The organism is Hymenobacter sediminicola, from assembly GCF_014250515.1.
GTDB classification, from domain to species: Bacteria; Bacteroidota; Bacteroidia; order Cytophagales; family Hymenobacteraceae; genus Hymenobacter; species Hymenobacter sediminicola.
This window is the reverse complement of sequence record NZ_CP060202.1, coordinates 3889033-3915000: the sequence shown is the minus strand read 5'-3', so window position 1 is coordinate 3915000 and position 25968 is coordinate 3889033. Positions and strand designations below refer to the sequence as shown.

The following is a 25968-nucleotide window of genomic DNA, read 5'->3' as shown; positions in this document are numbered from 1 at the left end:
TTGTGGCCTGATAGCGTGCCTTTTGCATAATGAGCCTACGAGTTACTCCTCTCTGGCAAGGTTAAATGACTCAAGTCATGGAGCCGCAGCGAAAGCGAGTCTGAATAGGGCGCAGAGTCAGAGGGGGTAGACGCGAAACTTTGTGATCTACCCTTGGGCAGGTTGAAGGTTGGGTAACACCAACTGGAGGACCGAACCAGTTTCCGTTGAAAAGGATTTGGATGACCTGAGGGTAGGGGTGAAAGGCCAATCAAACTGAGAAATAGCTCGTACTCCCCGAAATGTATTTAGGTACAGCGTCGGCGTTGAGTTATGTGGAGGTAGAGCTACCGATAGGACTAGGGGGTGTCACAGCCTACCGAATCCTGACGAACTCCGAATGCCACATAATATAGCCGGCAGTGAGGCTTGGGGTGCTAAGGTCCCAGGCCGAGAGGGAAAGAACCCAGACCATCTGCTAAGGTCCCTAAATTCGGACTAAGTTGAACAAAGGAGGTCCACTTGCTTTGACAGCCAGGAGGTTGGCTTGGAAGCAGCCATTCCTTTAAAGAGTGCGTAACAGCTCACTGGTCGAGCGAGAGGGCATCGATAATACGCGGGCATCAAGTCCGGTACCGAAGCAATGGATTTAGTCGTATGACTAAGTGGTAGGGGAGCATTCTAGCAGCGGTGAAGGTGCGTCGTCAGGCGAGCTGGAGCGGCTAGAAAAGCAAATGTAGGCATGAGTAACGATAAGGCGGGTGAGAAACCCGCCCCCCGATAGACTAAGGTTTCCTGCTCAACGCTAATCGGAGCAGGGTTAGTCGGGACCTAAGGCTACGCCGAGAGGCTACGTCGATGGACAGCTGGTTGATATTCCAGCACCTAGGATTTGGAGTGATGCAGTGACGCAGTAGTGAAAGCAACGCGGGCGGACGGAAGTGCCCGTTAAAGTGCGTAGGTATAGGAACGGTAGTTAAGTACGCCGATCTTGCTGAACCATGATAGTACTCTACGGCCTCGGCCACGGAGATAGTTTGCCTAATCAGACTGCCAAGAAAACCTGCTAAGCGTTTACTGAATTCTAGCCCGTACCGCAAACCGACACAGGTAGTCAAGGAGAGTATCCTGAGGGGCTCGAGTGAATCATGGCCAAGGAACTCGGCAAAATGGTCCTGTAACTTCGGGAGAAGGGACGCTTCCTTGCAGCAATGCAAGAAGCCGCAGTGAAAAGGCCCAGGCGACTGTTTAACAAAAACACATGGCTTTGCGAACGCGCAAGCGGAAGTATAAGGCCTGACACCTGCCCGGTGCCGGAAGGTTAAGAGGGGAACTTAGTCGCAAGGCGAAGGTTTGAATCGAAGCCCCGGTAAACGGCGGCCGTAACTATAACGGTCCTAAGGTAGCGAAATTCCTTGTCGGGTAAGTTCCGACCTGCACGAATGGTGTAACGATCTGGGCGCTGTCTCAGCCATGAGCTCGGTGAAATTGTAGTCTCGGTGAAGATGCCGAGTACCCGCCACGGGACGGAAAGACCCCGTGCACCTTTACTATAGGTTGACATTGACGCTGGGTAACACATGTGTAGCATAGGTGGGAGACGTTGAACCAGGGCCGCTAGGTTTTGGGGAGTCGCCGTTGAAATACCACCCTTGTGTTGCTTGGTGCCTAATCTGGCAACGGAGACAGTGTCTGCTGGGTAGTTTGACTGGGGTGGTCGCCTCCAAAAGAGTATCGGAGGCTTTCAAAGGTCCGCTCAGTACGCTTGGTAACCGTACGCAGAGCGCAATAGCAGAAGCGGGCTTGACTGTGAGGCCTACAAGCCGAGCAGGGTCGAAAGACGGATATAGTGATCCGGTGGTTCCGCATGGAAGGGCCATCGCTCAAAGGATAAAAGGTACGCCGGGGATAACAGGCTGATCTCCCCCAAGAGCTCATATCGACGGGGAGGTTTGGCACCTCGATGTCGGCTCGTCACGTCCTGGGGCTGGAGAAGGTCCCAAGGGTTCGGCTGTTCGCCGATTAAAGTGGCACGCGAGCTGGGTTCAGAACGTCGTGAGACAGTTCGGTCCCTATCTGTGGTGGGCGTTGGATATTTGACAGGACCTGACTTTAGTACGAGAGGACCGAGTTGGACCAGCCGCTCGTGCACCGGTTGTATCGCCAGATGCAGCGCCGGGTAGCGACGCTGGGATGAGATAAGCGCTGAAAGCATCTAAGTGCGAAACTCACCTGAAGATGAGATATCCGTTAATAAGAGTCGTCGGAGACCACGACGTTGATAGGTCCTAGGTGTAGAGTCCGAAATGGCACAGCCGAGGGATACTAATGACTCGAACGCTTCTGTAGTACACCGCTCACGCTTACCCGTTTTCTTTCTTGTCCTTGCGTCAACGTTTTACAGTCGCGCTGCTGCCTGCGGGTAGTGGCTGTGGACTGCACCAGTAATGGTGGCTTTAGCCCGGGTGTTCACCTCTTCCCATTCCGAACAGAGTCGTTAAGCCCCGGAGCGCCTATGGTACTGCCTTCATCGGTGGGAGAGTCGGTCGCCGCCAACCTTACTGTATTTGCCCGTCGCCCCTGGCTGCACGCGTCCCCTTCCGGATGCCGCGGCCAGGGGCGACGTCCGTTTCTATCCACCCCATCAGGGAGGGAGCAGGGACTGTACTTCCAGTGTCGGATGGTCCAGTAATGGAATCGAGTCTTGTTATAGGTAATATATAAGCAAAGAGGCCGCTGTTCTAAAACAGCGGCCTCTTTGCTTATATATTTTGTAGGACTACAGTTTAGGACCAGCTACTACCTCTACCATTTCTTCTGGAGATAGATATTGTTGAGCGAGTGTTAGCAACTGTTCGGCGCTCGTGTGGTTCACTTGTTTGATGAAGGTAGTATAATAATCAGTGGGCAAACCGAAGAAGATAATGCTCTTATACTTATCACATTGTTCGAAAACGGTGCTGAGTTCATTAGCGAACTTGCCGGTCATATAGTTTTTGACTGTTTGCAACTCTTCTGCAGGAATAAGCTCGTTTTGTAGAACTCGTAGCTCATGCTGAATTTCGTGGATGGCTGCATCGGCGCTATTTGCGTTGACGTCGGTGCCAATAACAAAGGAACTTGCATGTTCACGTGGGCTTACACTAGCATATATACCGTAGGTGAAGCCTTTGTCTTCGCGGATGTTCTTCATGAGGCGTGATCCGAAATAGCCTCCTAATACTTTCACTAACAACTGAAGCTGATGCGTATCAGCATGGTCAAGAGTAGGCCATAACCTTCCGATTCGCAGAGATGATTGGATGCTGTCGGCCACGGATACATAGTCTTGAAGAGGGCCGCTCATTGGTGCATATGGGCTCTGACTAGCAACAGAAGAAGCCGACGCTGCTGGAGCCGAATGTCCAAAAAGCTCCGTTATGAGCGTTTCATGCTCTTGGGGAATGTCACCACAGAGAAAAATCTCTGCTTGACTTAGCGAGTAACTGGTACGGTAGTAATCTTGTACCGACGCTTGTGAAATCAGAGTAAAGACTTGTTCATCGAACACGTTGCCGTATGGGTAGTGCGCACCATATAGATTGTGCGAGAATCGCTCTGAAGCGAGGTAGCTAGTCTTCTGGCGTTCTATCCGCACGTTCTGGATAGTGCGCATTTTGAGCTGTTCTAACTCAGGAAGCGGGAAGACGGAGGCCGTTACCACATCCTGCACCAGAGGTAGCAGCTTAGGCAGATGGCGCGTTAGGCAGTAGAGTGTTAATGTGGCTCTATCAAACCCTTGCTCACATTCTAGGGAAGCGCCAAAGAATGCTACTTCGTCGGCAATCTGCCGGGCAGTGCGGGTAGCAGTGCCTTCCAGCAGCATACGGGCCGTGAGCAGGGAAATGCCGGGTGCAGGTTCATACCACTTGCCGGCCTTGAACACGATTTGTAGGCGTACGACTGGCTGAGCATCGTTCCGGAGAACGTGCAGGCGGGCTCCATTAGGGAGCGAAAACACGTCAGCCGCGGGCAGCGTTACACTGGCCAGCGGCTGAACGGGAGGAGCGACTTGACGGTCGAGCATCAGGAAAGGATTAGTTGACAGGGGCGTCGGTGTTTCCGTCGCCGAAGGCTTCTTCGAGTTGGTTGAAGTTGAAGTGCAGCGATACGCGGATGGTTTGGGCCAGCGGATTGGCGCGGGAGTTAGGAACCAAGTAAGCGCCATCAACGCCGAATACCTGATAGCGCACTCCCAAGCCAAAGCTCAGGTATTGCCGGTCACCTTTTACGGGCGACTCGTAAAAATAGCCAACGCGAGCCATCAGCAGGTCATTGTAGGTGTACTCTACGCCAGCTGAGAGGTTGATTTCGCGCAGTTCCTCGCTAAATCCGCCGGGAGCATCTGTGAACGAGCCTAGTGCGGCCCCTACAACGCCTTTGTTGCGCCGGGCAAGGTTTTCAGCCCGAATTGATTTGAGCTTGCCCAAGGTGTCGCCCTCAATGTAGTAAGGGCTTGGCGTGAGAAGTTTAGCACCGTCTACCGTCAGCGTGAGCTTATTATAGGCATCCAGTTCGCGCGTAAACGCGAAGCCCAGCTTCAGACGGGTAGGAAGGAAGTCGGCTTGATTGGCGTTGGTGTAGGTGATTTTGTTGCCGATGTTGGTAATAGTCGCACCCAGACCCAGGTTGTAATCGGAGGCGCCGATGGAAAGGTCCTTGTTGTAGTACGCACCCAAATCGACAGCGGCAGCATTACCAGGACGAGAATCGGTGCCGCTGCTGTTGCCGGTGAGGTTAGAACGGATATAGCGCGCAGCTACACCCACGCCGAAATTATCGGTGAGCTTCTGACCGTAGGCTACGCTGAAGGCATACTCCTTGGGATTATAGTCGCCTTTCGATACATTGAAATCGTCGCGGAAAGAAATAGTGCCGAGGTCGAAATACATCAGCGAAGCCGAAATGGCGGAGCGCTGGCCGATTTTGGCGGTGCCGGAGAGGTAGGCTAGGCCCATGTCGTCGGTGACGCTGCGCAGCCACGGCGAGTAAGAGGGAGACACACTATACTGTGTGTTGAGGAAACCCAACTTACCTGCGTTGTGGTAGCCAGCATTTGCATCAGGCGAAAGCGCTACCCCAGCCTCGCCAAGGGCAGCAGAGCGCGAATCGGGGCTGATGGTAAGAATGGGAACGGCCGTCGTCAGCGTGTTCGGGTTGGTTTGAGCCATGCTGAGCATGGGCAGGCCGAGAAATCCGGAAAGCAGCGCAAAACGCACAGGCAGCTTCAGAAAGGTCATAGAAGGAGGAAGGTGAAGAAGGCGGGAAGGTAGGCGAAAAATGCCTTGGTCAATTCAGGATAACCAGTTTTTCGAATTTCGAAGTAGTCGACTTATCTTTCTGAGAACGTACACTGACTCGGTAAACGTACACACCGCGCGCCAGCTGGTCGTTGTATTCGTCGCGGCCGTTCCAGGAGAGCGACGGGTCTGAGTAGTTGGCCGGCACGTGAGAAGCTCCGCTGTTGACTGTTGCCTCAAGCGTACGCACCAAGCGGCCCGAAACTGTGAAAATCTGCACCTGCACATCGAGCACATCGTTGGGACGGTTGTGGTCGAAGTGGAATGTGGTATTAGCTGCAAAGGGGTTCGGGTAGTTCAGCACGTGGCTCAGGGCCAGCTTATCGGTGGTAGCGGCAATGAACTCAATGTCGCGTACGGCGGAGTTATTGTAGGTATCCCACGCTTTCAGATGAAGCACGTGCGGTCCAGTGCTGAGGTCCTTGAAGCCGTAGTTGACAGTGCCTTTCTGGTAGTCATTGGTCTGGGCAGTGTAGAACGAATTCAGGATGGTGAGCTTGGTGGGGTCGTTGTCGAGAGTGGCGGTGATTTCGTGGCCAATCCCAGATCCGGTTGTGTTGATGCCACTTTCGTCAAACAGGTTAGCAATGAGCGTCGGGCTCGGGCTGGTCAGGCCACCAAACACGAACTTCTCGTTGTCCATGAACAACGTAATGCGTGGCGGAATGGTATCGAGTGCAATGACGTTGCTGGCCGCCCCAACTGGCACGCTGCGGTAGCCATGGGCATCTACGACTTCGCCGCTGCTGTTGGATGCATACAGGCTCACTTTGCCAAGCCCAACGTTGTAGTTGATGTCGCGGGGCACTACAAACCGCACGGAAAAGCGCCCATTGGTGACAGTTGCCTGCCCATCGTAAATGATACCTTCCTGCACCTGAATGTTTAACCGGACATCCTCGGGCGAAGTAGCGAGAGTGGTTACTGTAGTAGGCTTTTCGTACACCGTAACCTGCGCAATTCCCGAAAAGCTGGAGTTGATAGCAGAGTTGATATCAGTGCCGGTACGGACCGAACCCGAAAGACGCACCAAGGATAGTGCTTTCAGTGTATCTGAAGTAGTACTGCTAAGTGTCCGCCCATTAAGTGAATCCAGGGTCATGGCTACATCGGGGCGGGCGAGGCGGGCACTGGGGTCACCGAGAAGCACGTAGTTGCGGTTGAGGACACTGGCACCCGAGTTCTTGGAATACAGAGTCGCGTCGCCCAAGCGGGTAGGCATGCCGCTTCTGTATGTCAGCACCGAATCCAGGAAATTAGGTACCAATTCCGTAGCGGAAGTAGAGAATACGAGCCGGGTAGTGGTGTACAAACCGGCGGCACCGGCTTTGGTATCTGTCAGCATCATTTCGCCAGCCGAGGTCCGTTCCGGGTCGTCATAGGTGCTGAAGTCGCAGGTGCCGGTTACCATGAACGTGAGCTTGTTCTGATTCTGCAGGCCCGTGATGGTGGCTTTGGTCAGAATCTGTTCCTGCGCAAGGCTGGCCGGTCCGCCGTGGCCGTTGTAGTTGATGATAAGAGAACCCTGCTCAAATGACTCATCCAGGGCCCGATTACAGTCCGGCGACTGTTCGCCACCAGCCGCGTTTACCTGCGGATACATATCGAGGTATACCTTGCGGAGGTTGAACTGCGGATACTCGCGGACGAGTTGCGCCGAAAAGGGTTCGGCAGACCCCGTGACGTGCGAGCTACCATCTTGGTCGTCGGCTACGAACGTGAGGCGGTTGCGCCATTTGCCAGTTGCCGAGCGGGAATCATAAGCAATCAGCTTGTCTACTACTTCTGTGGCCTGCGTGGCCGAATAAGGCGAGCCACTAGGTGCCCGCACCGGCAAACGGCCCACCCCTACATCCATCAATTCGCCGGGTGCACTGATTTCGCTCCACTCACCCTCGCCCTCATCCAGAATGCCGAAGTAGTCATCGGAACAGAAGGTTTGCGGGCCGAAACCATCGGCACGGCCGTAAATCTGCGCAAACGACTCGCGCGACTCATAGGTGGGTACGTAGTTCTGCGCTATTTCGTCGGCGCGGTTGGGGGAGCGTTTCGACCACCAGTCGGCAGGCAAATTCGCGGTGTTGTTGAGGTTGCTGGGCTTGGATTTGTAATCGTAGGAAGCATCACCGAAGAGCAGCAAATACTGGTTGCGGCGTGGTGAGTCGCGCTGGTCATACACCATCTTCATCATGTCGCGGATAGCCGAAACATCCTGTCCGCCGCCGCCAAACTCGTTGTAGACCTGCGAAGTAGTTACTACTGCTACTTTCAGCCGGTCGTGGCTGGTGCGCCAGTTGGCCAGGCGCTGCGCTTCTGTCCGGAAAGTGGGGTGTGTCACAATGACCAAGTCTAGATCATGCGCCGGGTTCAGGGTGCCGTGCAGGTCCTGGTTGACGACCCGGCCAAAGCTGCGGGGAGAGCTGAATGTACCGCTGGGGTTAAAGGCAACAAACTCGCGAATAGAATCGGTGGGAGCCGTGAAGGAACCCGAGGCGTTTAGCACATAGGAGCGAGGCCGACGTGGGTTAGATACTTCCCACACCTGCGTGCTGGTGTTGCTTCCTGCTAGGATAAACGGGCTGACTGAACCCGGATTCAGGTTGCTGAACGAGCGAAACTCTAGCGAAGACCCGGTAAGCCGCAGAGGCCGTAGCGCATTTACCTCCAGATAATCGAGGTAGCCTTTGGCATTGGAGCCACCCAAGTACGTGAGGCCTACACTCAACGACGAAATGGAAGCCGGCGGAATATAAGAGAAAGTCCGGACGCTGGTAGCCGCATATTCTGGGTGGTCCGACTGCGAAACGGTAGGCAGTGCTTGGCTCAGAGTTGTCCCGTTGACCGATAAACGGAAGGAATGCTGGTCGTTGGCGTTGGTAGCTCCGGCAACCGATGACGTTATCTGCACCGTAGAGCCGGCTACTATATCAGTCAGGTCGGTAGGAAAGTTTTGCGGCGTGCCTGGATTGAAGCCTTCACCCAGCCACTGACGGCCTGATTTGGCCAAGTTTACCAAATCATGCTCCCAGAACCAGCGGGCCGTGTATTGCGCAATAGCCGGCGCATTGGCCACGCCGGCAGCCGGTGCAGGTGCTACGCGGCGGCCGGTGCGGGGCGGCGCAGCCACCGTCACAAAATAGTATGCTGTATCGGAATAGAGGTGCTGTACGTGCCGGAAGCGGCGGGAATTGTTGACTGTGTCGGGTTCCCACACATGCGGGCTCCGGGCATAAAACAGGAAGTACTCGTTCGCATCAAGCGTCGTGTTGTTGTCGCCGGAGAAGTACACCGCATTTTCCACCAGGTCGTCGGGGCGGCGCGTGCTGATGGCCTGGGGCAGCATGCCGGTTGCATTGCCAAAAACCTGCAGGCGGGCCGGATCCAAGGTTTGCACATCGAGACCCATGGCCGATAGTGTGCTCCGGTCTAGCTTAAAGATACCGCTCCGGTCGACGCCCACCTTGTACCAGGTGCCGGTAGCAAGCACTGAATGAGCGGCGTAATTGATTTGCTGGCCCCGGCGTACGGTCGGCGCGCCAGAAAGGTAGCTGTACTCGAAGGAAACCAGCTTTTCGATTTGTCCGCTTTTGGGGCTGCGCCGCATAGCCGGTACCATCACCAGCGTAACGGGCTGGCCGCGCTGAGTGCGCTCAAACACTTCCGGCACAGCGGAAGCAGGGAGAAACCCACGCAGCAGTGCTAGCTCGGCAGCAGAAAAAGCATCGTACACAGCATTGCGAATCTGACCATCTGCCACGGTACCAGGTACTGAAATAACAGCATAGCCCTGCAACGAACCACTGCGGTGCTGCATGCCGGTGAAAATAGGTACGCGGTGCAGGCGGCGGTCAGGCCCCGGAATTTCCTCAGTGCCAGCCCAGCTTAGCTTCTTCGCAACCGACCGGCGACTGTCCTGCGCCCAAACCGAAGAGGAAAAGCCCAGCAGCAGGCAGCAACTAGCTACCAGAAGCGTAAAGTAGCGCATAGAGGTGTGTTCAATAGAGAGTGCAAACAGACTGGTAGTGGCCCTGCAACACATTGATGCGGGTAGGGGTTCACTGCCTGGTAGTTAGTTTAACTCTCTGTGTATGCAAATATTGTAATGCAGTACCACAAAAATCATCCCACAGATGGCCGTAGCACCGACAGCAGCACGTACAGCAAAACGATGAGCGGAATGGCGGCCGCCTGCAAGCCTACCAGCAGAGCCACTGACAGTAACAGAAACACGAAGCGAACCGAATTGTCTTGCCAGCGCAGATTTTTGAATTTGAGCGCAAAAAGTGGAATCTCCGCCACCAGCAACCCCGACAACAACGCCGACAAACCCAGCAGCACCCAAGGATTGAGAATAATGCCTGAAACACCGAAGGAGTCGTGAGCCAGGATGAGCGGCAGCGAGGCTACCAGTAGCGTGCAGGCCGGCGTAGGCAGCCCGATAAACGAATCGGACTGGCGGGTATCATTGTTGAACTTGGCCAGCCGCAGTGCTGAGAAAATGCTGACCACGAAGGCCAGATAGGCCAGCATGGCCGGCAGGCCGGCTGCTGGCAGTACCAGCTGGAGCAGCTTGAACAAAATAGCGCCCGGCACCACACCAAACGACACCATATCAGCCAGCGAGTCAAGGTCTTTGCCAATCGGTGACGATACATGCAACGCCCGCGCCACCAATCCATCGAAGAAATCGGCCACGGCGGCAATACCAATGAGGTAGGCTGCCTGTACAAGTGGTGGCGTTGCAAAACCCGTGTAGTCAAAGGAGAATACTGGCCCTGCCAGAATGATGCTCAGCGCCACGCAGCCACACAATAGGTTGAGGCAGGTCAGCGCGTTAGGAAGGTGTTTTTTCAAGAGTAAGGCGACTTGTAAACGAAAGACTTCGGCGAGGTAGCAGGCGCTATAGCGTGTGCCCTGCTATCCGGGATGCTAGTTCAGAAATGGATTGGAGCGGCGCTCTGCCCCGATGGTAGTGGCCGGACCGTGGCCGGAGTATACCGTCACGTCGTCGGGCAGGGTGAGCAGCTGCGTTTTGATACTGCTGATAAGCGTAGCATAGTCGCCGCCGGGCAGGTCGGTGCGGCCGATGCTGCCCTGAAACAGCACGTCGCCACCAATAACGGTTTTGGTGGGAGCGTGGTAAAACACCACATGGCCGGGGGCGTGGCCCGGTGCAAAACGCACTTCCAGCTCTGTTTCACCAAAACGTACCGGCTTATCTGGAGTCAGGAAGCCGGTTGGCTCGGCAGGAGCGTAGCGCGGAAAACCGTAGCTGGGTGCGTATGTGGGCACGGCTCGCAACGTAGCCAAATCTGCCTCATGAATCAGAAAAGGCACTTTATAAGTATCGATAATAAACTGGTTGCCGAACACGTGGTCGATGTGGCAGTGCGTATTTAGTAGAAGCACCACTTCCAGCTTATTATCTGCAATAAACTCCTGTAATGCCTGTTGCTCAGCCCGCTCGTAGCAGCCGGGGTCTACCACGACACATTGACCCGTGGCATCGTGTAGCAGGTAGGTGTTTTCAGAAAATGCGTTGAACGTGAAACCAGAAACGGTCATGCAAAGAGAAAAAAAGACAAACCGGCCGTAGCCGAAGGGAACCGGGTGGTAAGTTACGAGTCTTATTGTTGTTGACTGAGGGCACCCTGCCACCATTTTCGGCATTTTCGGGTCCTTTCCTCTCTGGAGTGTTGTTGCCGCTTTCCGCTTACCTTGCCAGCCATCATGCAAGAATACGACTACCTGATTCTGGGCCACGGTATCGCCGGCGCTACGTTGGCCTGGGAATTGCGCCGGCGCGGCCGTAGTGTGCTGGTTCTCGACGCACCCAATCCCGACTCGGCTTCTAATGTAGCTGCCGGCCTGATGAACCCAGTGGCGGGCAAGCGGTTTGCGCTAGCCTGGCGTGCCGATGAGCTGCTGACAGCAGCCAGCCAGCTGTACGGCGAGATGGAGGCGCATTTTGGAGAGCAGTTTTTTGTACAGCTCCCTATCTGGAAGCTGTTTTCGTCGGTGGCGGAGCAGAACACGATGCTGGCCCGCAGCGCCGACCAGCCCTGGCAGGACTTTGTGGAAAATGCGGGTGCTGAACTGCCAACGCCATCCGGCATACTAAATGAGTTCGGTGGCTTGTGCATCCGACGCGGCGGCTATGTGCGGCTGAGGGAGTTGCTGGCGGCCCTGGCAGCAGAAAGCCTCGAAAATGGGCTACTGCAACACGAAACTTTTGACTGGCAGCAACTCGTTACCGGCCCGACGGGAGTTACGTATGCAGGACGTGTGCGCGCACGGCAGCTGGTTTGCTGTGAAGGTGCCGCCGCTACGCAAAATCCGTTTTTTCACTGGTTACCCCTGACGCCCAACCAAGGCGAAGTGCTGGATGTTGAGTGTCCGGGTCTGTCGCAGGCCCAGGTGCTCAACAAAGGAGCGTATGTGGTGCCGCTTAGCGAAGGGCAGTTCAGGGTGGGGGCAACCTACCGCTGGCCGCCCTTTGCGGCCGGTACCACGCCCGAAGCCCGCACGGAGCTAAGCCAGCGTCTGGCCGCCACTACCAGCCTGCCCTTTGCGGTGCGCGCCCAGCGTGCCGGAGTGCGGCCAGCCGTGCGCGACCGGAAACCGCTGCTGGGGCGGCATCCGGAAGTGCCGGTACTAAGTATCTTCAATGGCTTCGGCTCGAAGGGCGTGATGCTGGCTCCCCGTCTGGCCGCCCTGCTCGCCGAACACCTCGAACACCCGGAGGCTGAGTTGTGGCCCGAGGTCAATATTAAACGCTACCAAGCGTTATATCAGGCGGCCCCGTCGGCCGTCGGTTTTTCATCCTGAATACGACGACCTACTGCAAGGCGGGCCGCCTTTGGCTTACTGATTTTCCTATGAAGCACGTATCCTTTTTTCGGTGGTCAGGAACGCAACGCTGCCTGGTGCTGGGTGCCGCGCTGTTTGTGCTGCTGTCCGGCGGCGCGGCGCAGGCCCAGACATCACAGGAGTCGTTCGGGCGGGTCCGCATCCAGTACAAGAAATTCGACTGGCAACTGCTCAGCACCCAGAACTTCAACATCTATTACTACGGTGGCGGCGACGTGGCCGCCCGGCGAGCCGCCGAGTACGTGGAAAAGGAACTGCAGCGGATTACCGCGCTGGTCGGCTATTATCCCTATTCCAAAACTACGGTGATGCTCTACAATTCCGTGGGCGACCTGCGGCAGAGCAACATCGGGCTGGACCAGGACAAGTACCAGACCGGGGGCGAAACGGACCTGCTGCGCATGAGTAAGGTGCAGATTGCCTTCCAGGGCGAGCAGACAGAGTTTAAGCGCGACCTGAGCTACCAGGTAACGCGCGTGCTGCTCAATGACATGATGTATGGCGGCTCGCTGAAGGAAGTCATCCAGAGCACCTACCTGCTGCAACTCCCCGACTGGTTTGTGGGCGGGGCCTCGGCGTATGCCGCCGAAGGCTGGAGCGTGGAAATGGACGACTACATGCGCGACATGACCCAGGAATACGATGGCAACCGTACGGCGCCATTCTTCCTGCGTAACCCGCAGCTGGCTGGCCAGAGCCTCTGGAATTACATTGCGGAGCGCTACGGCTACACCACTATCCAGAACATTCTCAACCTCACGCGCATCACCCGCGACGTGGAAGTGGGTATCAGCTCCTCGCTTAATGTGCCGTATAAAGTGTTTTTGCGCGACTGGCTGGCCTACTACCGGCAGCTGAACGCGCAACCTCTGACGCCTCTGGCAGAAGTGGACGACGCCAAAGCACTTACCGGCAACAACCGCAAAAACATCTTCTATTCGCAACCAGTCCTGAGCCCCAACGGGCAGCAACTGGCTTACGTGAGCAACGACCGGGGGCGTTACCAAGTGCTGGTAGCCAACCGCGACGGTTCGGGCCGGCATACTATTCACCGGGGCGGCTACAAAACACCGGGCCAGCAGGTAGAAAACCGGCTGCCGGTGCTGGCGTGGCGCGGCAATGGCCAGGTAGCCGTGGCTGAAATGGAGAAAGGCCTGATGAGCCTGCGGGTGCGCCCCGCCGATGGCGGCGCCGCCGGCCTGTTTGCCCGGCTGGGAGAAACGTTGCCCTTCGGCCGCGACAAAGCCTCTACCATTTTCGAGCCCTTCCAGCAGATTCTAGACCTGAGCTACTCGCCTGACGGCAAGTCGCTGGTGTTTAGCGGCGTGGCAAACGGGCAGGGCGACTTGTACGTGCTGCGCGCTGGTAGCCGCCGCCCCGAAAAGCTCACCAACGACGTTTTCGACGATATTCAGCCTTCTTTCCTGCCGGGAGGAAGCGCCATTGTGTTCAGCTCCAACCGCTGGCTCGATTCGGCGGGCACTGCCCGCGGCAGCTTTGGAGGCGTGGTGAACAACTACGACCTGTTCCTGTACCATCTCGACGGACGTGCCCAGCCGGTGGAACTACTGGTAAGCACTATTTCCAATGAAGGCCGTCCACGCGCAATTTCCGACGATGAAATTGTGTATCTGGGTGAGGAAAGCGGCATCCGAAGCGTATACCGCTATTCGTTGCGTACCAAGCAGCGCACGGCCGTAAGCAGCTTCCGCGCCAGTCTGAAGGATTTCGACTACAACGCCACCACCAATACGTTGGGCTTTGTGGCGGCCAACCGGGCCCGCGACTTTGTATACCTGTATCCGGGCTATGTGCTGCCCGAAAACCTGGTGCTGTCTAAAACAGCGCGCCAGGAGACGCTGGAGGACCGCTCCAAACCGGCCGCAGCCAAGGCCGCACCAATTGCTCCGCCAGTAACGCCTGCGCCTGCGCAAACCACCTCGGAAACTCAGATTCAGCAGGTGGAGCGCCCGGCTCAAACGGCCAACACGCCCATCAATACCAGTGACTACCAATTTGACGAGGATCTGCCCGCCGACCGTGCCGCTACCAACCGCCGGAACCGTACCACACCGGTAGTAGCCGCCCCGGCAGCTTCGGCGCCACTGGCAGCTGCCAACCAGGCGCCCGCCGGCCCCTTCCGCTACGACACGCGCTTCAGCATTGACAATGTGGTGTCGTCGCTGTACTCCGACCCTTTGCTGGGCCTGGGCCTGATTGGGCAGGTAAACATGTCGGATCTGTTTGAGGACCACCGCTTCCGGGGAGGCATTTTCGCGCTGACTGACCTGCGCACCAGCAACATATTTGCGGAGTACACCAACCTCAAGCACCGCTACGACTGGAGCATCCGCTACGATAAGCAGGCGTACTTCTTCGATATCCGCGGAGCGGGCCGCCTGCGCTTTGCCCGGCACGAAATTGCGCCGACTATTGCCTATCCGCTCACGCATAACCTGAGCGTGCGTGGCGGCCCGCGCTTCGTCACGGTGTCGCGCAATGTATTTGATGAGCTTTCCGGTACCCTCGATATTGACCGCCAGTACCTGGGAGCCAATGGGGAACTGGTGTTCGACAATGCCGTGACGACGGGCGTGAACATGCTGGAAGGCACCCGGATGAAAATCGGCCTGTTGCAGTTGAACAGCCTTAAGGAAGGCAATCAGGATTTTGGCAAAATCTACATCGACCTGCGCCACTATCAGAAGATTCACCGCCAGATTATCTGGGCCAACCGCGCCAGCTACGGGCAGTTCATCGGCAAGCAAAAGCAGTTTTTCCGCCTGGGCGGCATGGACAACTGGATAGGCAACGACTATGAAGACTCTCAGCTTCTATCCTCCACTACTCCTTTCGCCGACCCAACCGAAATATTCTACCAGCAGTTTGTGACCAACCTGCGGGGCTTCAATTACAGCAAGCGGGTAGGGCCGCGTTATGTGCTCTTCAACTCCGAGCTGCGGGTGCCCATTGTGCAGTATCTGTCGAACAAGCCTATCTACTCGGGCTTCTTCCGGAACCTGCAGCTCACGGCCTTCGGCGACGCCGGCTCCGCTTACTCCGGCAACAACCCATTTAACGAGAATAACTCGTTCAACACGAAGGTGGTAGGAGGTAGTGGCAACGCATTTTCCGCTACCGTTATCAACTTCCGCAACCCTCTGCTGATTGGCTATGGTTTTGGCATTCGGAGCACTCTGCTGGGCTTCTATGGCAAAGCGGATGTAGCCTGGGGCCAGGAAGACTACGTGCAGAAAGGCCCGAAATTCTACTTCACGCTAGGCTACGACTTCTAGCGCCAGCGCAAGCAAAACAGCGGGTTACAAGCATGACGCGCCTAAGTAAAAAGCCATCCGGACAACCCGGGTGGCTTTTTTACGTCGTTTAGAGCTACCTTCTCTCTCCACCTCACCCCCTGTTGCTATGAAAAAGACCCTACTCGTGTTGCTGATGACGTGGCTGGCTACGCCGGTGCTACGCTCTGAAGCCCAGTACAGCACACCCGGCACCGGCCGGCGCTACACGCTCACGCAACTGGCTGCCGCCTCGGGTGGATACGTGACCCAGGCCGCCGGCATCTGGACCATCACCGATACCATTCGGCTGGCTCCTACAGATACGCTGAGTATTACAACCAATGAAACCATTCGGGTAGCCGACCGGGTGCTGATGAGCGTGGATGGCGTATTGCGCATCACCCCACCCGATTCGGTAGTATTTACGGCCCAGAATGCGGCTACCCCGTGGATGGGCATGCAGCTGAGTGCCACCAGCGCCGGCTCGGTACTGCGCCGGACGGTGGTGGAGCGTGGCGGTGGTGTGCGGGTGGTAGATGCTGCCGTCGAATTTTCGGACTGCGCCTTCCGCAATAACCTCTCAACCGTGGGTGGCCGCCTGACCAATAGTGCCGGTCTGGCCCTATCCGGCAACCGTGCCCTGGTGCAGCGCTGCCGTTTCGTGCGCAACGCCCGTGCCGGTATCAATTCGCCTTCCAACCGGCCTACGTCACCCGTTATCCAGGACTGCATTTTCTGGCACAACGACACTGAGAATGGTAACTATCCGCAGGTGAACCTGGGCACTGGCAACCCGGCTCAGCCTATCCTGATTGAGCGGTGCTTGGTAGTTGGCAATCCGGCCACCAATATGGCCGGTGGTATTGGCGTCTCGAATCTGCTGGGCGGCGGCGGTATCACAACCGCCATCATCCGGCGCAATACGGTGCGTAACAACCGCTATGGCGTTGCCGTCATTGGCTCCAGTATTTCGAGCTACGTAACAGGCAACATAGTAGAGAACAACAATACCAACCCAAACGCCCTGACCGGTGGCAGCGGCCTCAATTTCCAGGGCAACCAGACCCAAACCGGGGTAGTGAGCCGCAATGTGGTGACCGGCAATCTGTGGGGCGTGACCTTGGTTCGGAGCGGTACAGTGGGCAGCCCAGCTATCAGCTTCGGCAACCCTGGTGGCGCCGATACCACTGATGTCGGCCGCAACCGGTTCGTGAACAACGGCAACGGCGGCGTGGTGTACGACTTCTACAACAACGGCCCCGACGCCGTGAATGCCAAAAACAACGACTGGGGTTCCGCTTCGGCTACGGTTATCGAAACCCACATCTTCCATCAGCCCGACCAAGCGGCGCTGGGCCTCGTGACGTTCCAGCCATTTCTGCAGCCACTGGCTACTCGTGCTCCTGTGCTGCTGGCCGTGCAGGCGTATCCTAACCCAGCCCATACCGCCGTTACGTTCCAGGTGCCGGGCGCTGGTGCGGTAGAGGTTCAGTTGCTGGATGCGCTGGGCCGCGCCGTAGCCAGCCGGAATATGGTGCCGGCCGCCGGGCAGGTGGCACTTGATGTCCGTTCTGTAGCGCCAGGCCTGTATGCATACCGCCTTACGCAGGGCCAGACAGTAGCTACCGGCAAGCTGCTGGTAGAGTAGTCAGAATCACTATATAAACACAAAGCGCCACGGCCTGACAGGTCGTGGCGCTTTGTGTTTATCGGGAGGCCTGCTAATCCGGGAGTTGGGTTGTATCTTTGCGGTCCTGTTCACCAGCCCTGTTGCCGTGTTGCTCCTTCGTGAGATTTGGACATTGATGCTCAAAGACTTCCGCCTAGAATGGCGGCAGCGCGCGGCTCTCAACGGCATGCTGCTCTACGTGGGCAGCACGGTATTCGTGTGCTACCTGAGCTTTTCATTGCGCGGCGGCATCCCGCCCGCACCGGCCTGGAACGCGTTATTCTGGATCATACTGCTCTTCTCAGCGGTGAATGCCGTGGCCAAAGGGTTTTTGCAGGAAAGCCGCGGCCGGATGCTGTATTACTACACTCTGGTTCGGCCCCAGGCCGTGATTCTGGCCAAAATAGCTTACAACGCGCTGCTGCTGCTAGGATTGGCGCTGGCCGGGCTGGGCCTGTATCTGCTCATTCTGGGCAACCCCGTGCAGAATGTGCCGCTGTTTGTGGGCAATGTGGCGCTAGGAGCGCTGGGTTTTGCTTCCACGCTCACGCTGGTATCGGGCATTGCGGCCAAAGCTACCAACAGCAACACGCTGATGGCTGTGCTGGGCTTCCCGCTCATGATTCCGATGCTGCTGCTGCTTATCAAAGTCTCCAAAAACGCCTTGGATGGGCTCGAATTTGAAGCCAGCCAAAGCGCGCTACTCACACTGGCCGCCCTAAACATGATTGTGGCGGCGGTATCGTACCTGTTGTTTCCTTTTCTGTGGCGAAGCTAATTGTTGGCTGTACTCATTCGGTTTTCAGTTTTCGACTTCCAAAACAGCCGCCGGTGGCCAACAAAGCCCTAACTCCTAAGTTGATACCCTAGCATATGAAGAAAAACTGGTGGAAGGCGCTGACTGTAGTATTGCTGCTCTATACAGGAGTAGCTGGGCTGCTGGTGCCAGTGCCGCGGCTGGCTATTCTCAACGAAACCATCCGCAACCTGTACTTCCACGTGCCGATGTGGTTCGGGATGACCTTCATCCTGATTGCCTCGGTGTATTACTCGATCCGCTACCTGCGCAACCCTACGCCGGAGCTGGATATTCACTCCTATGAGTCGGCCCGAATCGGGATTCTGATGGGCGTAGTGGGGCTGGCGACGGGTAGCATCTGGGCCCGCTACACCTGGGGCACCTGGTGGACCAACGACCCCAAGCTCAACGGTGCGGCCATTGCCATGCTGATTTATGGGGCCTACCTGGTGTTGCGCTCCTCCTTCACCGATGAGCAGCAGCGGGCCCGCATTTCGGCCATCTACAACATCTTTGCTTTCGCCACGGCTATGCCGTTGTTCTATATTCTGCCGCGCCTCACCGATTCGTTGCATCCTGGCGCAGGCGGCAACCCGGCCTTCGCCAAATACGACCTTGATGATGCCATGCGGGCGGTATTCTATCCGGCCGTTATTGGCTGGACGCTACTGGCGTTCTGGTTGGCTCAGGTAGCCAGCCGCATTTCTCTGCTCAAACTCAAAGTGTATGAAAAACAGCTTGCCTAACCTCCGCCGGGCATTTCTGCTTCTGCTGGCGCTGGTGCTACCCATGCTGCACGCCGCCGCTCAATCTACCGCCGACGACTCGCCCGAAATGGCCGATGCCTTCCGGGCCGACGGCAAAATCTACGTGGTAGTGGCTGTCATTTCGGTGGTGCTGGCGGGGCTTTTGGCGCTGCTGGTTTCTTTGGAAAAGAAGGTAAGCCGCCTAGAGCGGGAGCTGAAAGATTAGCGGCTTGGCCGCAGAAATTGAAGCTGATATAAATCATTCCCTTCTTCTCGCATTCTTCGGATTTTTCCGCGCGTTTCTGTTGTTTTGACTGCCCTGCCCACTAAGGCCACCTGTTGCACACCCATGAAAAAAGCACACATTCTTGCCATTGCTGTTATTGCTGTTGCCATTGGCATCATCATGAGCGCCGCCGGCGACGCCAGCGTGTACGTTTCCTTCAGGGAAGCCCGCGAGCGGGCTGCTGAAGGCAACCTCACCAAAGTGCACGTAGTGGGCCGCCTGCCCCGCGACGGGCAGAAAAACATCCTGGGCCTGGAGTATAACCCCGTACTCGACCCCAACTACTTTGCCTTTACGCTGGTTGATACCAACCGTATTGCGCAGCGTGTTATCTACTTCAATCCCAAGCCGCAGGATTTCGACAAATCGGAGCAGGTGGTGATTACGGGAGCCATGCGCAAGAACATCTTCGTGGCCGACAAAATTCTGCTCAAGTGCCCTTCCAAGTATGTGGAGAAGGACATCAAAGGTGCTACTGCGTCGCGGTAGAGGAAACAAGAGGAGTACCAGAACAGGATCAAGCTGAGTTTGCTGAAGCAGCCTTGCTGCTGACGTAATCCATGCACTAAATACCACTGCTTGTGGCTGCTCCGGCAAGCCCATGCGCAGTTAGCACCAGACCAAATGCTCAACACTTTCATCGGCGACGCGGGGCACCTTAGCGTAATTGTGGCTTTCGTGGCGGCCACAGTAGCGGCGTATTCCTACTACATGGCCGCCCGCAACCAGCCGCTAGGCCAAGCCGACGCAACGTGGCTGCGACTGGGCCGTGGTGCATTTCTGCTGCATGGCGTGGCGGTGCTTAGCGTCATTGTGTGTCTGTTCGGCATTATCCACGGGCACCGCTACGAGTACTACTATGCCTGGAGCCACTCCAGCAACCACCTGCCGGTGTACTACATGATTTCCTGTTTTTGGGAAGGGCAGGAAGGAAGCTTCTTGCTCTGGATTTTCTGGCATGTAGTGCTAGGGCTAGCCATTATGCGCTGGAATAAGCTCTGGGAAGCTCCGGTAATGGCCATTTTTGCCGGCGTACAGCTCTTCCTGACGTCTATGATTCTGGGCGTAGTATTCGGGGGCGTGAAAATCGGTTCGTCGCCGTTTATTCTGCTTCGCGACTTCCTCGTGGATCTGCCGGTGTTCAAGATGAACCCCGATTTCGTGCCTACGGATGGCACGGGCCTAAACGCACTACTCCAAAACTACTGGATGGTGATTCACCCGCCCACGCTGTTCCTGGGTTTTGCCCTTACGCTCGTACCATTTGCGTTTGCCATTGCGGGGCTCTGGAAAGGCGAGTTCAGTAAGTGGGTGAAGCCCGCGCTGCGCTGGAGCCTGTGGGGTGGCTTGGTGCTGGGAGTAGGCATCATGATGGGCGCTTACTGGGCCTATGAAACGCTGAACTTCGGCGGCTACTGGAACTGGGACCCGGTGGAAAATGCCGTATACATTCCGTGGCTGGTGCTGGTAGCCGGTATCCATGCGCTGGTGCTGTGGCAGCAGCGCCGTACGGCGCTGCGTACTGGGTTCGTGCTGGTAATCACCACCTTCCTGCTGATTCTCTACGCTACTTTCCTGACCCGCTCGGGCGTACTGGGCAATGCCTCCGTGCACTCCTTCACCGATTTAGGGCTGTCTGGGCAGCTCATGATTTACCTTGGCGCTTTCGTGGTGCTGGCCATTGCTCTGCTCGTATACCGCTGGAAGTCTATTCCGATATCAGAGAAGGAGCTGACCACCTACAATCCCGAACTGTGGGTGTTTGTGGGGGCCACGGTGCTGTGTTTGGGTGCTTTTCAGGTGCTCGTGACTACCAGCATTCCGGTGTACAATGCATTTCTGGGCTTTATTGGTATCAAATCCAACATGGCCCTGCCAGCCGACCAGATTGCGCACTTCACTAAAATTCAGCTCTGGATGGGCGTGGGCGTTGCGCTGCTGTCGGGCTTGGCCCAGTTGATGTGGTGGCAGCGCAACGATAAATCCACGCTGGCTAATGCGCTGGGCACGCCTACCGTGCTGACGCTGCTGGGCGCGGCGCTGGTTATTCTGCTCCTCCGCTACAACGACCTCGAAATCCAGCCTACTTACATCGTGCTACTGACAGCGGCGCTGTTTGGCGTACTGGCGAACATCAGCACTATCTCGCAACTGATTCTGCGCCGCGTGAAGCTGTCGGGTGGCGCGGTGGCGCACTTGGGTATTGCGCTGATGCTGCTTGGTATTCTGGGCTCGGCTGGCTACTCCAACATCATTTCTAAGAACGTATCGGGCTTGGTGTACTCGAAGGAGTTTCCGGAAGACCTGAACCGCGACAACGTGCTGCTGTGGCGCAACGACGCGACGCCCATGGGCCAGTACGATGTGAGCTATACCGGCCAGTATTTTGATGTGCCCGGCGTGCCTGGCTACGTCAACAAGGACCTGCTCTTCCGCACAGCCGATGAGTATAAGGCGCTGGCCCGTGGCGAAATCAAGCGCGACGACAAGGTGTATTACAAAGCCGGCGACACCGTCGAAATTCTGCCCGAAAACACCTATTACCGCGTCGAGTACAAAGACCGTGAAACCGGCAATGCCTTCACCCTTTACCCACGGGCGCAGGTAAACGAGGAAATGGGCGGCCTGCTGGCTTCACCCGATATCAAGAAATTCCTCGACCACGACATCTATTCCCACATCAGCTCCGTGCCCGATCCGACTAAGGAGAAAGACTGGAGTGAGGTGAAGGAAAGCCAACTGTCGGTTGGGGATACCATTTTCCTTAACGATTACTTCGCTGTATTCCGGGGCGTAGAGCCTGCCAAGGAAACCGCAGGCCTCGGTCTTGCCAAAGGTGACTTGGCTATTCAGGCCGACATGCTGGTATTCGGCGAGAAAAAGCAGTACCATGTGCACCCCCTGTTTGTGGTGCGCAACAAGATGATAGGCCGCGTCCCCGACGAAATCGAAGACCTTGGCCTGCGCATCTCGCTCAATTCCGTAGATCCAACGGCCGGCAAATTTACGTTCGGCATCAGCACCACACAGAAGGATTATATCATCCTGAAAGCCGTGGAGAAGCCTTTTATCAATTTGCTCTGGAGTGGCACGCTGCTGATGGCAGTTGGCTTCGGACTGGCACTGCGCAAAGGCAGCCGCAAAGAAGCGTCTGTGCCAGCTACTGCGCCGAAGATTAGCCGCACCGTTGCCAAAGCACACCCCGAGCCAGTAGCATAGCTACCGCTTCCTCCCGCACGAGTGATAGTACAAAGAAGCCTCTTTCTGCTAGCAGGAAGAGGCTTCTCTGTGGACTTGCTTTCCCGATAATTGCGCTGTCTTTAGGCTCTACACAGCAGAAGCACAGGTCTTCCCTTTGGAGCAAGCCTATCAGCACTAGAGCACCAGGTTGGATTATTGCGCCCTGCCGACGCATAGTATGCTGACCTGCTGACTATCCAGATGGTTTTATGAGTGGTTTGGAATGGTGAGGGGCTATCAACGTAAGCCGGCTAACATGTGCTGATAGCAAAGTAGAAGCCCACCCAACAGACTGTAATACGAAAAAAGGGCAGCCACACTGGCTGCCCTTTCTTTGTTGCGAAGTAAGAAAACTTACTTGGCGATGGTGAGCTGACGGGTCGTGAAGTCCGAGCCAGTCTGCACCTTCAGCAAGTACACACCGTTGGCCAGGCTCGAGAGGTTGAGCTGGTTCTCGAAGTTATCCTTCAGCGAGGCCGTGTGTACGGTCTGGCCCAGCATGTTCATCACGCTTACCTGCAGGTTGTTCTTGGCGTTGGCGCCGCGCACGTCCAGCGTTACCATACCCGTAGAAGGGTTCGGGAACATCGAAACGGCTTTGTTCAGGGCCGAAGAAGTACCCAGGATACCGGCAATGCTCAGATTGTCGACTGCCAGGAAGAACTGGTCAGCAGCGCTGGTGACATGGAAGCCAATGTAGTAGTTGCCAGTTGTAGCAGGAGTAATATTAGCTACAGCCGGAGTGCTGGTTTCGTTGGCCGTGGTAAAGGCAGTAGTAGCAATGGCTTGGTTTGACCATAGGGTAGTAGTCTGACCAGCCGCCGTAGCCGCGTTGCCGTACTTCACTTCCATTCTCTCAGGATAGTTGGCGCCCGAGTTGCGGTACTGGAAGGAAAGCTTGTAGGTGCCGCCCTGACGCAGGAACAGCGCTGGCGTGAAGAACCAGTCGTTTGCAGCAGTGGTACCATCCTCGTTGTAATAATAGGTCATGGCGTTAGGCGATGACGCGGAAATTACAATCGGGCCGGTAGCACCCGGAACGGTAGCGCGGTTGCGCCACGTAACAGAGTCACCGTTGGTATTAGCAACCGTGAAGCCGCAAGGCAGCGTGCCGGTAGGTACACCATCAAAGTTCTCGGTGTACGGGAACGTATTGATGATAGGAGCCGTGCAGGTAGTCGAGAAAGTGAACGGACCAGCCAGTGAGCTTTGGTCAGTAGCGCCGCAGTTAGCACGGATGTAAAGCTGGTAGGAGGTCGAAGCCGCCAGACCAGTGAATGTGTAGGGCGAAGATGGGGTAGTAACGGTCGTGCCGGCCGAAGCAGGGTTAAAGCCAGGAGCGCCGTAAATAATCGTGTAACCAGTACCGTTGGCAGGAGCCGTAAAGTTTACAGTCGTACCGGTCGTAGTCGTGTTAGTGAAGGTTATTGCGGTAGGCGCCACGCAAGTAGGCGACGTGAAGCGGTACGTGCGGCCAGCATCAGGCAGGAACGTGTTCCGCACGAAGTGAGAAGGAATAAGTCCGCCCGACTCTTGCGCGAATACAGTTGTCGTCCAGGCCGTGGCGCTCGATGCCTTCTGGGCAAACAGACGGTCGGCGAAAGCCGAGCTGGAACCTTTCAGACCTACCAGGAAGCCTAGGCCGATTGGCGTGGCCGTGCCGGCCGTCCAGGCACCATATACAAACTCAATGGTGTTGCTAGTTTCGTAGAGCTTGATCTGGAACTGCATGGTGGCGAACTGCGAAGCACCCGCTACCGGCTTATCAGCTACGTTCTCAAACTGGATGGTGCAAACCCGGCTACCAGCGGTGCCGCTTGTAAACACACGGTATTCCGTAGGCGAAGTAGTTTGGTTTGCTGCTCCAACCAGGTCAATGCCGCCGGCTGGGGCCACAATGTTCAGGTCGGTGGCTGCTACGTAGTTCGTAATAGTCGGGTCAGAAACAGGCGTGTTACCCAGCTTGATGAGGCCGTTGGTATTCAGCGTGAATTCCGTGAAGGCCGTACCGTTGAAGGTAAAGCTGAAGCCGATTGGAGTAGCCGCCGAGTTGGCTGCATCCGTGTTAGCCGTGGTGATAACCGAGCCACTGGTACCGAGGTCGGTGTACGTGCCGGCCAGGTTTCGGGCGTTGGCCGCCGTGTAGTTCAGGGCCTGAGCGAAGGCACCTGTAGAACCAAGGCCTAGCAGTGCTGTAAGCGCCAGCTTACGCCAGGGGGCAGTGTAAGAATTTTTCATTGGAAAGGGTAAAGTTGTTGAAAATGAATGGAGTTTATGGGTGGAAAACGGCAAATATTCGGCCCCTGCAATGTTTTGAAGGGGTTTTACCGGACACAAGTTGTTCAATTTCTCTGAGAACTGCCCGCAACATGGCGTCAAAACTAGTTATGGCCGGTTACTTTGTTGCTTCTGATTTCTGAGTTCTGCCAATGACACCGTTCCATACCTCTTCGTTGCGCGTGGTTCTGCTAGGAGCCGGTCGGGTTGCCAGCCAGCTTGGGCCAGCTCTGGTTCAGGCTGGGCATCAGGTGGTGCATATCTGGAGCCGTACTACGGCATCAGCTGAAGCGCTGGCTGCCCTGCTGCCCGGAGCGCAGGTGCTGCCTTCCCTCGATATGGCCAGCCTGCCCGTGGCTGATGTTTATCTGCTGGCCGTGCCCGACGCTGCCATTCCGGTCCTGCTTGCGCAGGCTCACTTTCCGGCCAATGCCTTGGTCGCACATACTTCTGGTACGGTTCCTTTGAGTGTGTTTTCGGGTTGTCCGGAAGTGCGTGGGGGCGTATTCTACCCGTTGCAGACATTCAGCCAGGGGCGGGACGTAGACTGGCAGACGGTGCCATTATGTATAGAAGCCACCGGACCAGCTGCAGAGGAGCTTCTGCTGGCACTAGGCGCTACCCTGAGCCGCAGCGTGCAGCGAGTCGGCACGCCTCAGCGCCAGTCTATTCATATAGCAGCTGTATTTGCCTGCAACTTCACCAATCATCTGCTCGGTATCAGCCACGCGCTGCTGCAGCAGCAAGCGTTGCCACTGGCGCTGCTGGGGCCACTGCTTCAGGAAACCGTAGAAAAAGCCCTGGCCTATCCGCCTTTCACAGTGCAGACCGGCCCGGCCGCCCGCCACGACACGCCTACTCTCGACCGGCACCGGGCCGCGTTGGCTGGGCATACACAGTGGTTGGAAATATATAATCTTCTGACTGACAGTATTCAGCGGCAGGGCACAGGGTTGCCTGCAAACAACCAAGGCCCTGTGAAGCTTTGAATCGGCAGCGGGGGTGCGTACCTTCGTGGCTTCATTTTTACCTCTGCTGAGGATTTTTTGCGTGAAAGCTGTCAATATTACCTTTCAGTTCCAGGACGGCCAGCCCGACCAGACGCACGTAGCCGCCGAAGGGGAATCGGTGCTGGACGTGGCCCTCAACAACGGTATCCAGCTTCAGCACAACTGTGGCGGCGTCTGCGGCTGCAGCACCTGCCACGTTTATGTGGTGCGGGGCGAAGATGGACTACCTGAAATCAGCGACAAAGAAGAAGATTTCATAGATCGGGCCGTAAATCCGCGTATCAACTCACGGCTGGCTTGCCAGTGCGTAGTGCAGGGTGCCAGCGAAAATCTGGCTATTCTGGTTCCGCCGCAGGATTTCCTGGGCCACTAATAATGTGTGAGCGTACTGTAGGCTTTGCTCTGTTTGATGCCATACATCAGCCAGCGCCAGGCCCCTGCAGTAGCTAGCCGCTTG

The 25968-nt window shown here is 56.4% G+C and carries 16 protein-coding genes and 2 rRNA genes (1 of these 18 only partly in view); 12 read left to right on the top strand and 6 right to left on the bottom strand.

What is annotated here, in order from left to right; translation table 11 throughout:
- Together H4317_RS16805 and rrf are read left to right on the top strand one after the other, a co-directional pair.
- Nucleotides 1-2327 (top strand): 23S ribosomal RNA (locus tag H4317_RS16805); it begins 579 nt to the left of the window's first position.
- Nucleotides 2328-2425: 98 nt separating this feature from the next.
- Nucleotides 2426-2537 (top strand): 5S ribosomal RNA (gene rrf / locus H4317_RS16800).
- 221 nt (nt 2538-2758) lie between these two features.
- Here rrf and H4317_RS16795 read toward each other — a convergent pair.
- The 5 genes from H4317_RS16795 to H4317_RS16775 form a co-directional block, all read right to left on the bottom strand.
- Complete coding sequence (locus H4317_RS16795) at nt 2759-4045, bottom strand: M16 family metallopeptidase (RefSeq protein WP_185887713.1); 1287 nt, start codon at nt 4043-4045, stop codon at nt 2759-2761.
- Between the two features lie 10 nt (nt 4046-4055).
- Nucleotides 4056-5258 carry a type IX secretion system outer membrane channel protein PorV gene (gene porV, locus H4317_RS16790; RefSeq protein WP_185887712.1) on the bottom strand — a complete coding sequence of 401 codons (1203 nt, stop codon included), beginning with the start codon at nt 5256-5258 and terminating at the stop codon, nt 4056-4058.
- Between the two features lie 49 nt (nt 5259-5307).
- A complete protein-coding gene (gene porU, locus H4317_RS16785) occupies nt 5308-9303 on the bottom strand; it encodes a type IX secretion system sortase PorU (protein WP_185887711.1) in 3996 nt (1331 codons plus the stop codon).
- A 134-nt stretch (nt 9304-9437) separates the two neighbouring features.
- A complete protein-coding gene (locus H4317_RS16780) occupies nt 9438-10172 on the bottom strand; it encodes a CDP-alcohol phosphatidyltransferase family protein (RefSeq protein WP_185887710.1) in 735 nt (244 codons plus the stop codon).
- Between the two features lie 75 nt (nt 10173-10247).
- Nucleotides 10248-10883 carry an MBL fold metallo-hydrolase gene (locus tag H4317_RS16775; RefSeq protein ID WP_185887709.1) on the bottom strand — a complete coding sequence of 212 codons (636 nt, stop codon included), beginning with the start codon at nt 10881-10883 and terminating at the stop codon, nt 10248-10250.
- Between the two features lie 165 nt (nt 10884-11048).
- On the opposite strand from H4317_RS16775, the gene H4317_RS16770 reads away from it, so the two are divergent.
- From H4317_RS16770 to ccsA, 8 genes are all read left to right on the top strand, one after another.
- The gene (locus H4317_RS16770) at nt 11049-12146 is read left to right on the top strand and encodes an NAD(P)/FAD-dependent oxidoreductase (RefSeq protein ID WP_185887708.1); all 1098 of its coding nucleotides are present in this window, start codon (nt 11049-11051) and stop codon (nt 12144-12146) included.
- 50 nt (nt 12147-12196) lie between these two features.
- A complete protein-coding gene (locus tag H4317_RS16765; RefSeq protein WP_185887707.1) occupies nt 12197-15484 on the top strand; it encodes a PD40 domain-containing protein in 3288 nt (1095 codons plus the stop codon).
- 127 nt (nt 15485-15611) lie between these two features.
- Entirely contained in the window at nt 15612-17132 is a 1521-nt protein-coding gene (locus tag H4317_RS16760; protein WP_185887706.1) for a T9SS type A sorting domain-containing protein, read from the top strand.
- A 157-nt stretch (nt 17133-17289) separates the two neighbouring features.
- Nucleotides 17290-17931 carry a heme exporter protein CcmB gene (locus H4317_RS16755; protein ID WP_185887705.1) on the top strand — a complete coding sequence of 214 codons (642 nt, stop codon included), beginning with the start codon at nt 17290-17292 and terminating at the stop codon, nt 17929-17931.
- 95 nt (nt 17932-18026) lie between these two features.
- On the top strand, nt 18027-18698 hold the full coding sequence (locus H4317_RS16750) for a cytochrome c biogenesis protein (protein WP_185887704.1): 672 nt from the start codon (nt 18027-18029) through the stop codon (nt 18696-18698).
- The gene (locus tag H4317_RS16745; protein WP_185887703.1) at nt 18679-18924 is read left to right on the top strand and encodes a CcmD family protein; all 246 of its coding nucleotides are present in this window, start codon (nt 18679-18681) and stop codon (nt 18922-18924) included. Before H4317_RS16750 ends, H4317_RS16745 begins: the two co-directional genes overlap by 20 nt.
- Nucleotides 18925-19047: 123 nt before the next feature.
- On the top strand, nt 19048-19473 hold the full coding sequence (locus H4317_RS16740; RefSeq protein ID WP_185887702.1) for a cytochrome c maturation protein CcmE domain-containing protein: 426 nt from the start codon (nt 19048-19050) through the stop codon (nt 19471-19473).
- Between the two features lie 135 nt (nt 19474-19608).
- Nucleotides 19609-22203, top strand: coding sequence for a cytochrome c biogenesis protein CcsA (gene ccsA / locus H4317_RS16735; protein WP_185887701.1), 2595 nt, complete (start codon nt 19609-19611; stop codon nt 22201-22203).
- Nucleotides 22204-22578: 375 nt separating this feature from the next.
- Here the strand turns inward: ccsA and H4317_RS16730 are convergent, their stop codons facing one another.
- Nucleotides 22579-24462: a T9SS type A sorting domain-containing protein gene (locus H4317_RS16730; protein ID WP_185887700.1), complete on the bottom strand. Its 1884-nt coding sequence runs from the start codon at nt 24460-24462 to the stop codon at nt 22579-22581.
- A 191-nt stretch (nt 24463-24653) separates the two neighbouring features.
- Between H4317_RS16730 and H4317_RS16725 the strand changes: the two genes are divergently transcribed.
- Together H4317_RS16725 and H4317_RS16720 are read left to right on the top strand one after the other, a co-directional pair.
- Nucleotides 24654-25490 (top strand): Rossmann-like and DUF2520 domain-containing protein, encoded by an 837-nt coding sequence (locus H4317_RS16725; RefSeq protein WP_185887699.1) that lies wholly within the window; start codon nt 24654-24656, stop codon nt 25488-25490.
- Nucleotides 25491-25551: 61 nt separating this feature from the next.
- The gene (locus H4317_RS16720) at nt 25552-25884 is read left to right on the top strand and encodes a 2Fe-2S iron-sulfur cluster-binding protein (protein ID WP_185887698.1); all 333 of its coding nucleotides are present in this window, start codon (nt 25552-25554) and stop codon (nt 25882-25884) included.
- The last annotated feature ends 84 nt before the right edge of the window (nt 25885-25968 follow it).

What these genes read in the sequence shown, in the direction of transcription:
- H4317_RS16755 (WP_185887705.1), top strand. Translation starts at nt 17,290, where the DNA reads ATGCTCAAAGACTTCCGCCTAGAATGGCGGCAGCGCGCGGCTCTCAAC.
- porU (WP_185887711.1), bottom strand. Translation starts at nt 9,303, where the DNA reads ATGCGCTACTTTACGCTTCTGGTAGCTAGTTGCTGCCTGCTGCTGGGC.
- ccsA (WP_185887701.1), top strand. Translation starts at nt 19,609, where the DNA reads ATGCTCAACACTTTCATCGGCGACGCGGGGCACCTTAGCGTAATTGTG.
- H4317_RS16765 (WP_185887707.1), top strand. Translation starts at nt 12,197, where the DNA reads ATGAAGCACGTATCCTTTTTTCGGTGGTCAGGAACGCAACGCTGCCTG.
- H4317_RS16730 (WP_185887700.1), bottom strand. Translation starts at nt 24,462, where the DNA reads ATGAAAAATTCTTACACTGCCCCCTGGCGTAAGCTGGCGCTTACAGCA.
- H4317_RS16770 (WP_185887708.1), top strand. Translation starts at nt 11,049, where the DNA reads ATGCAAGAATACGACTACCTGATTCTGGGCCACGGTATCGCCGGCGCT.
- H4317_RS16745 (WP_185887703.1), top strand. Translation starts at nt 18,679, where the DNA reads ATGAAAAACAGCTTGCCTAACCTCCGCCGGGCATTTCTGCTTCTGCTG.
- H4317_RS16795 (WP_185887713.1), bottom strand. Translation starts at nt 4,045, where the DNA reads ATGCTCGACCGTCAAGTCGCTCCTCCCGTTCAGCCGCTGGCCAGTGTA.
- H4317_RS16725 (WP_185887699.1), top strand. Translation starts at nt 24,654, where the DNA reads ATGACACCGTTCCATACCTCTTCGTTGCGCGTGGTTCTGCTAGGAGCC.
- H4317_RS16750 (WP_185887704.1), top strand. Translation starts at nt 18,027, where the DNA reads ATGAAGAAAAACTGGTGGAAGGCGCTGACTGTAGTATTGCTGCTCTAT.
- porV (WP_185887712.1), bottom strand. Translation starts at nt 5,258, where the DNA reads ATGACCTTTCTGAAGCTGCCTGTGCGTTTTGCGCTGCTTTCCGGATTT.
- H4317_RS16775 (WP_185887709.1), bottom strand. Translation starts at nt 10,883, where the DNA reads ATGACCGTTTCTGGTTTCACGTTCAACGCATTTTCTGAAAACACCTAC.
- H4317_RS16740 (WP_185887702.1), top strand. Translation starts at nt 19,048, where the DNA reads ATGAAAAAAGCACACATTCTTGCCATTGCTGTTATTGCTGTTGCCATT.
- H4317_RS16760 (WP_185887706.1), top strand. Translation starts at nt 15,612, where the DNA reads ATGAAAAAGACCCTACTCGTGTTGCTGATGACGTGGCTGGCTACGCCG.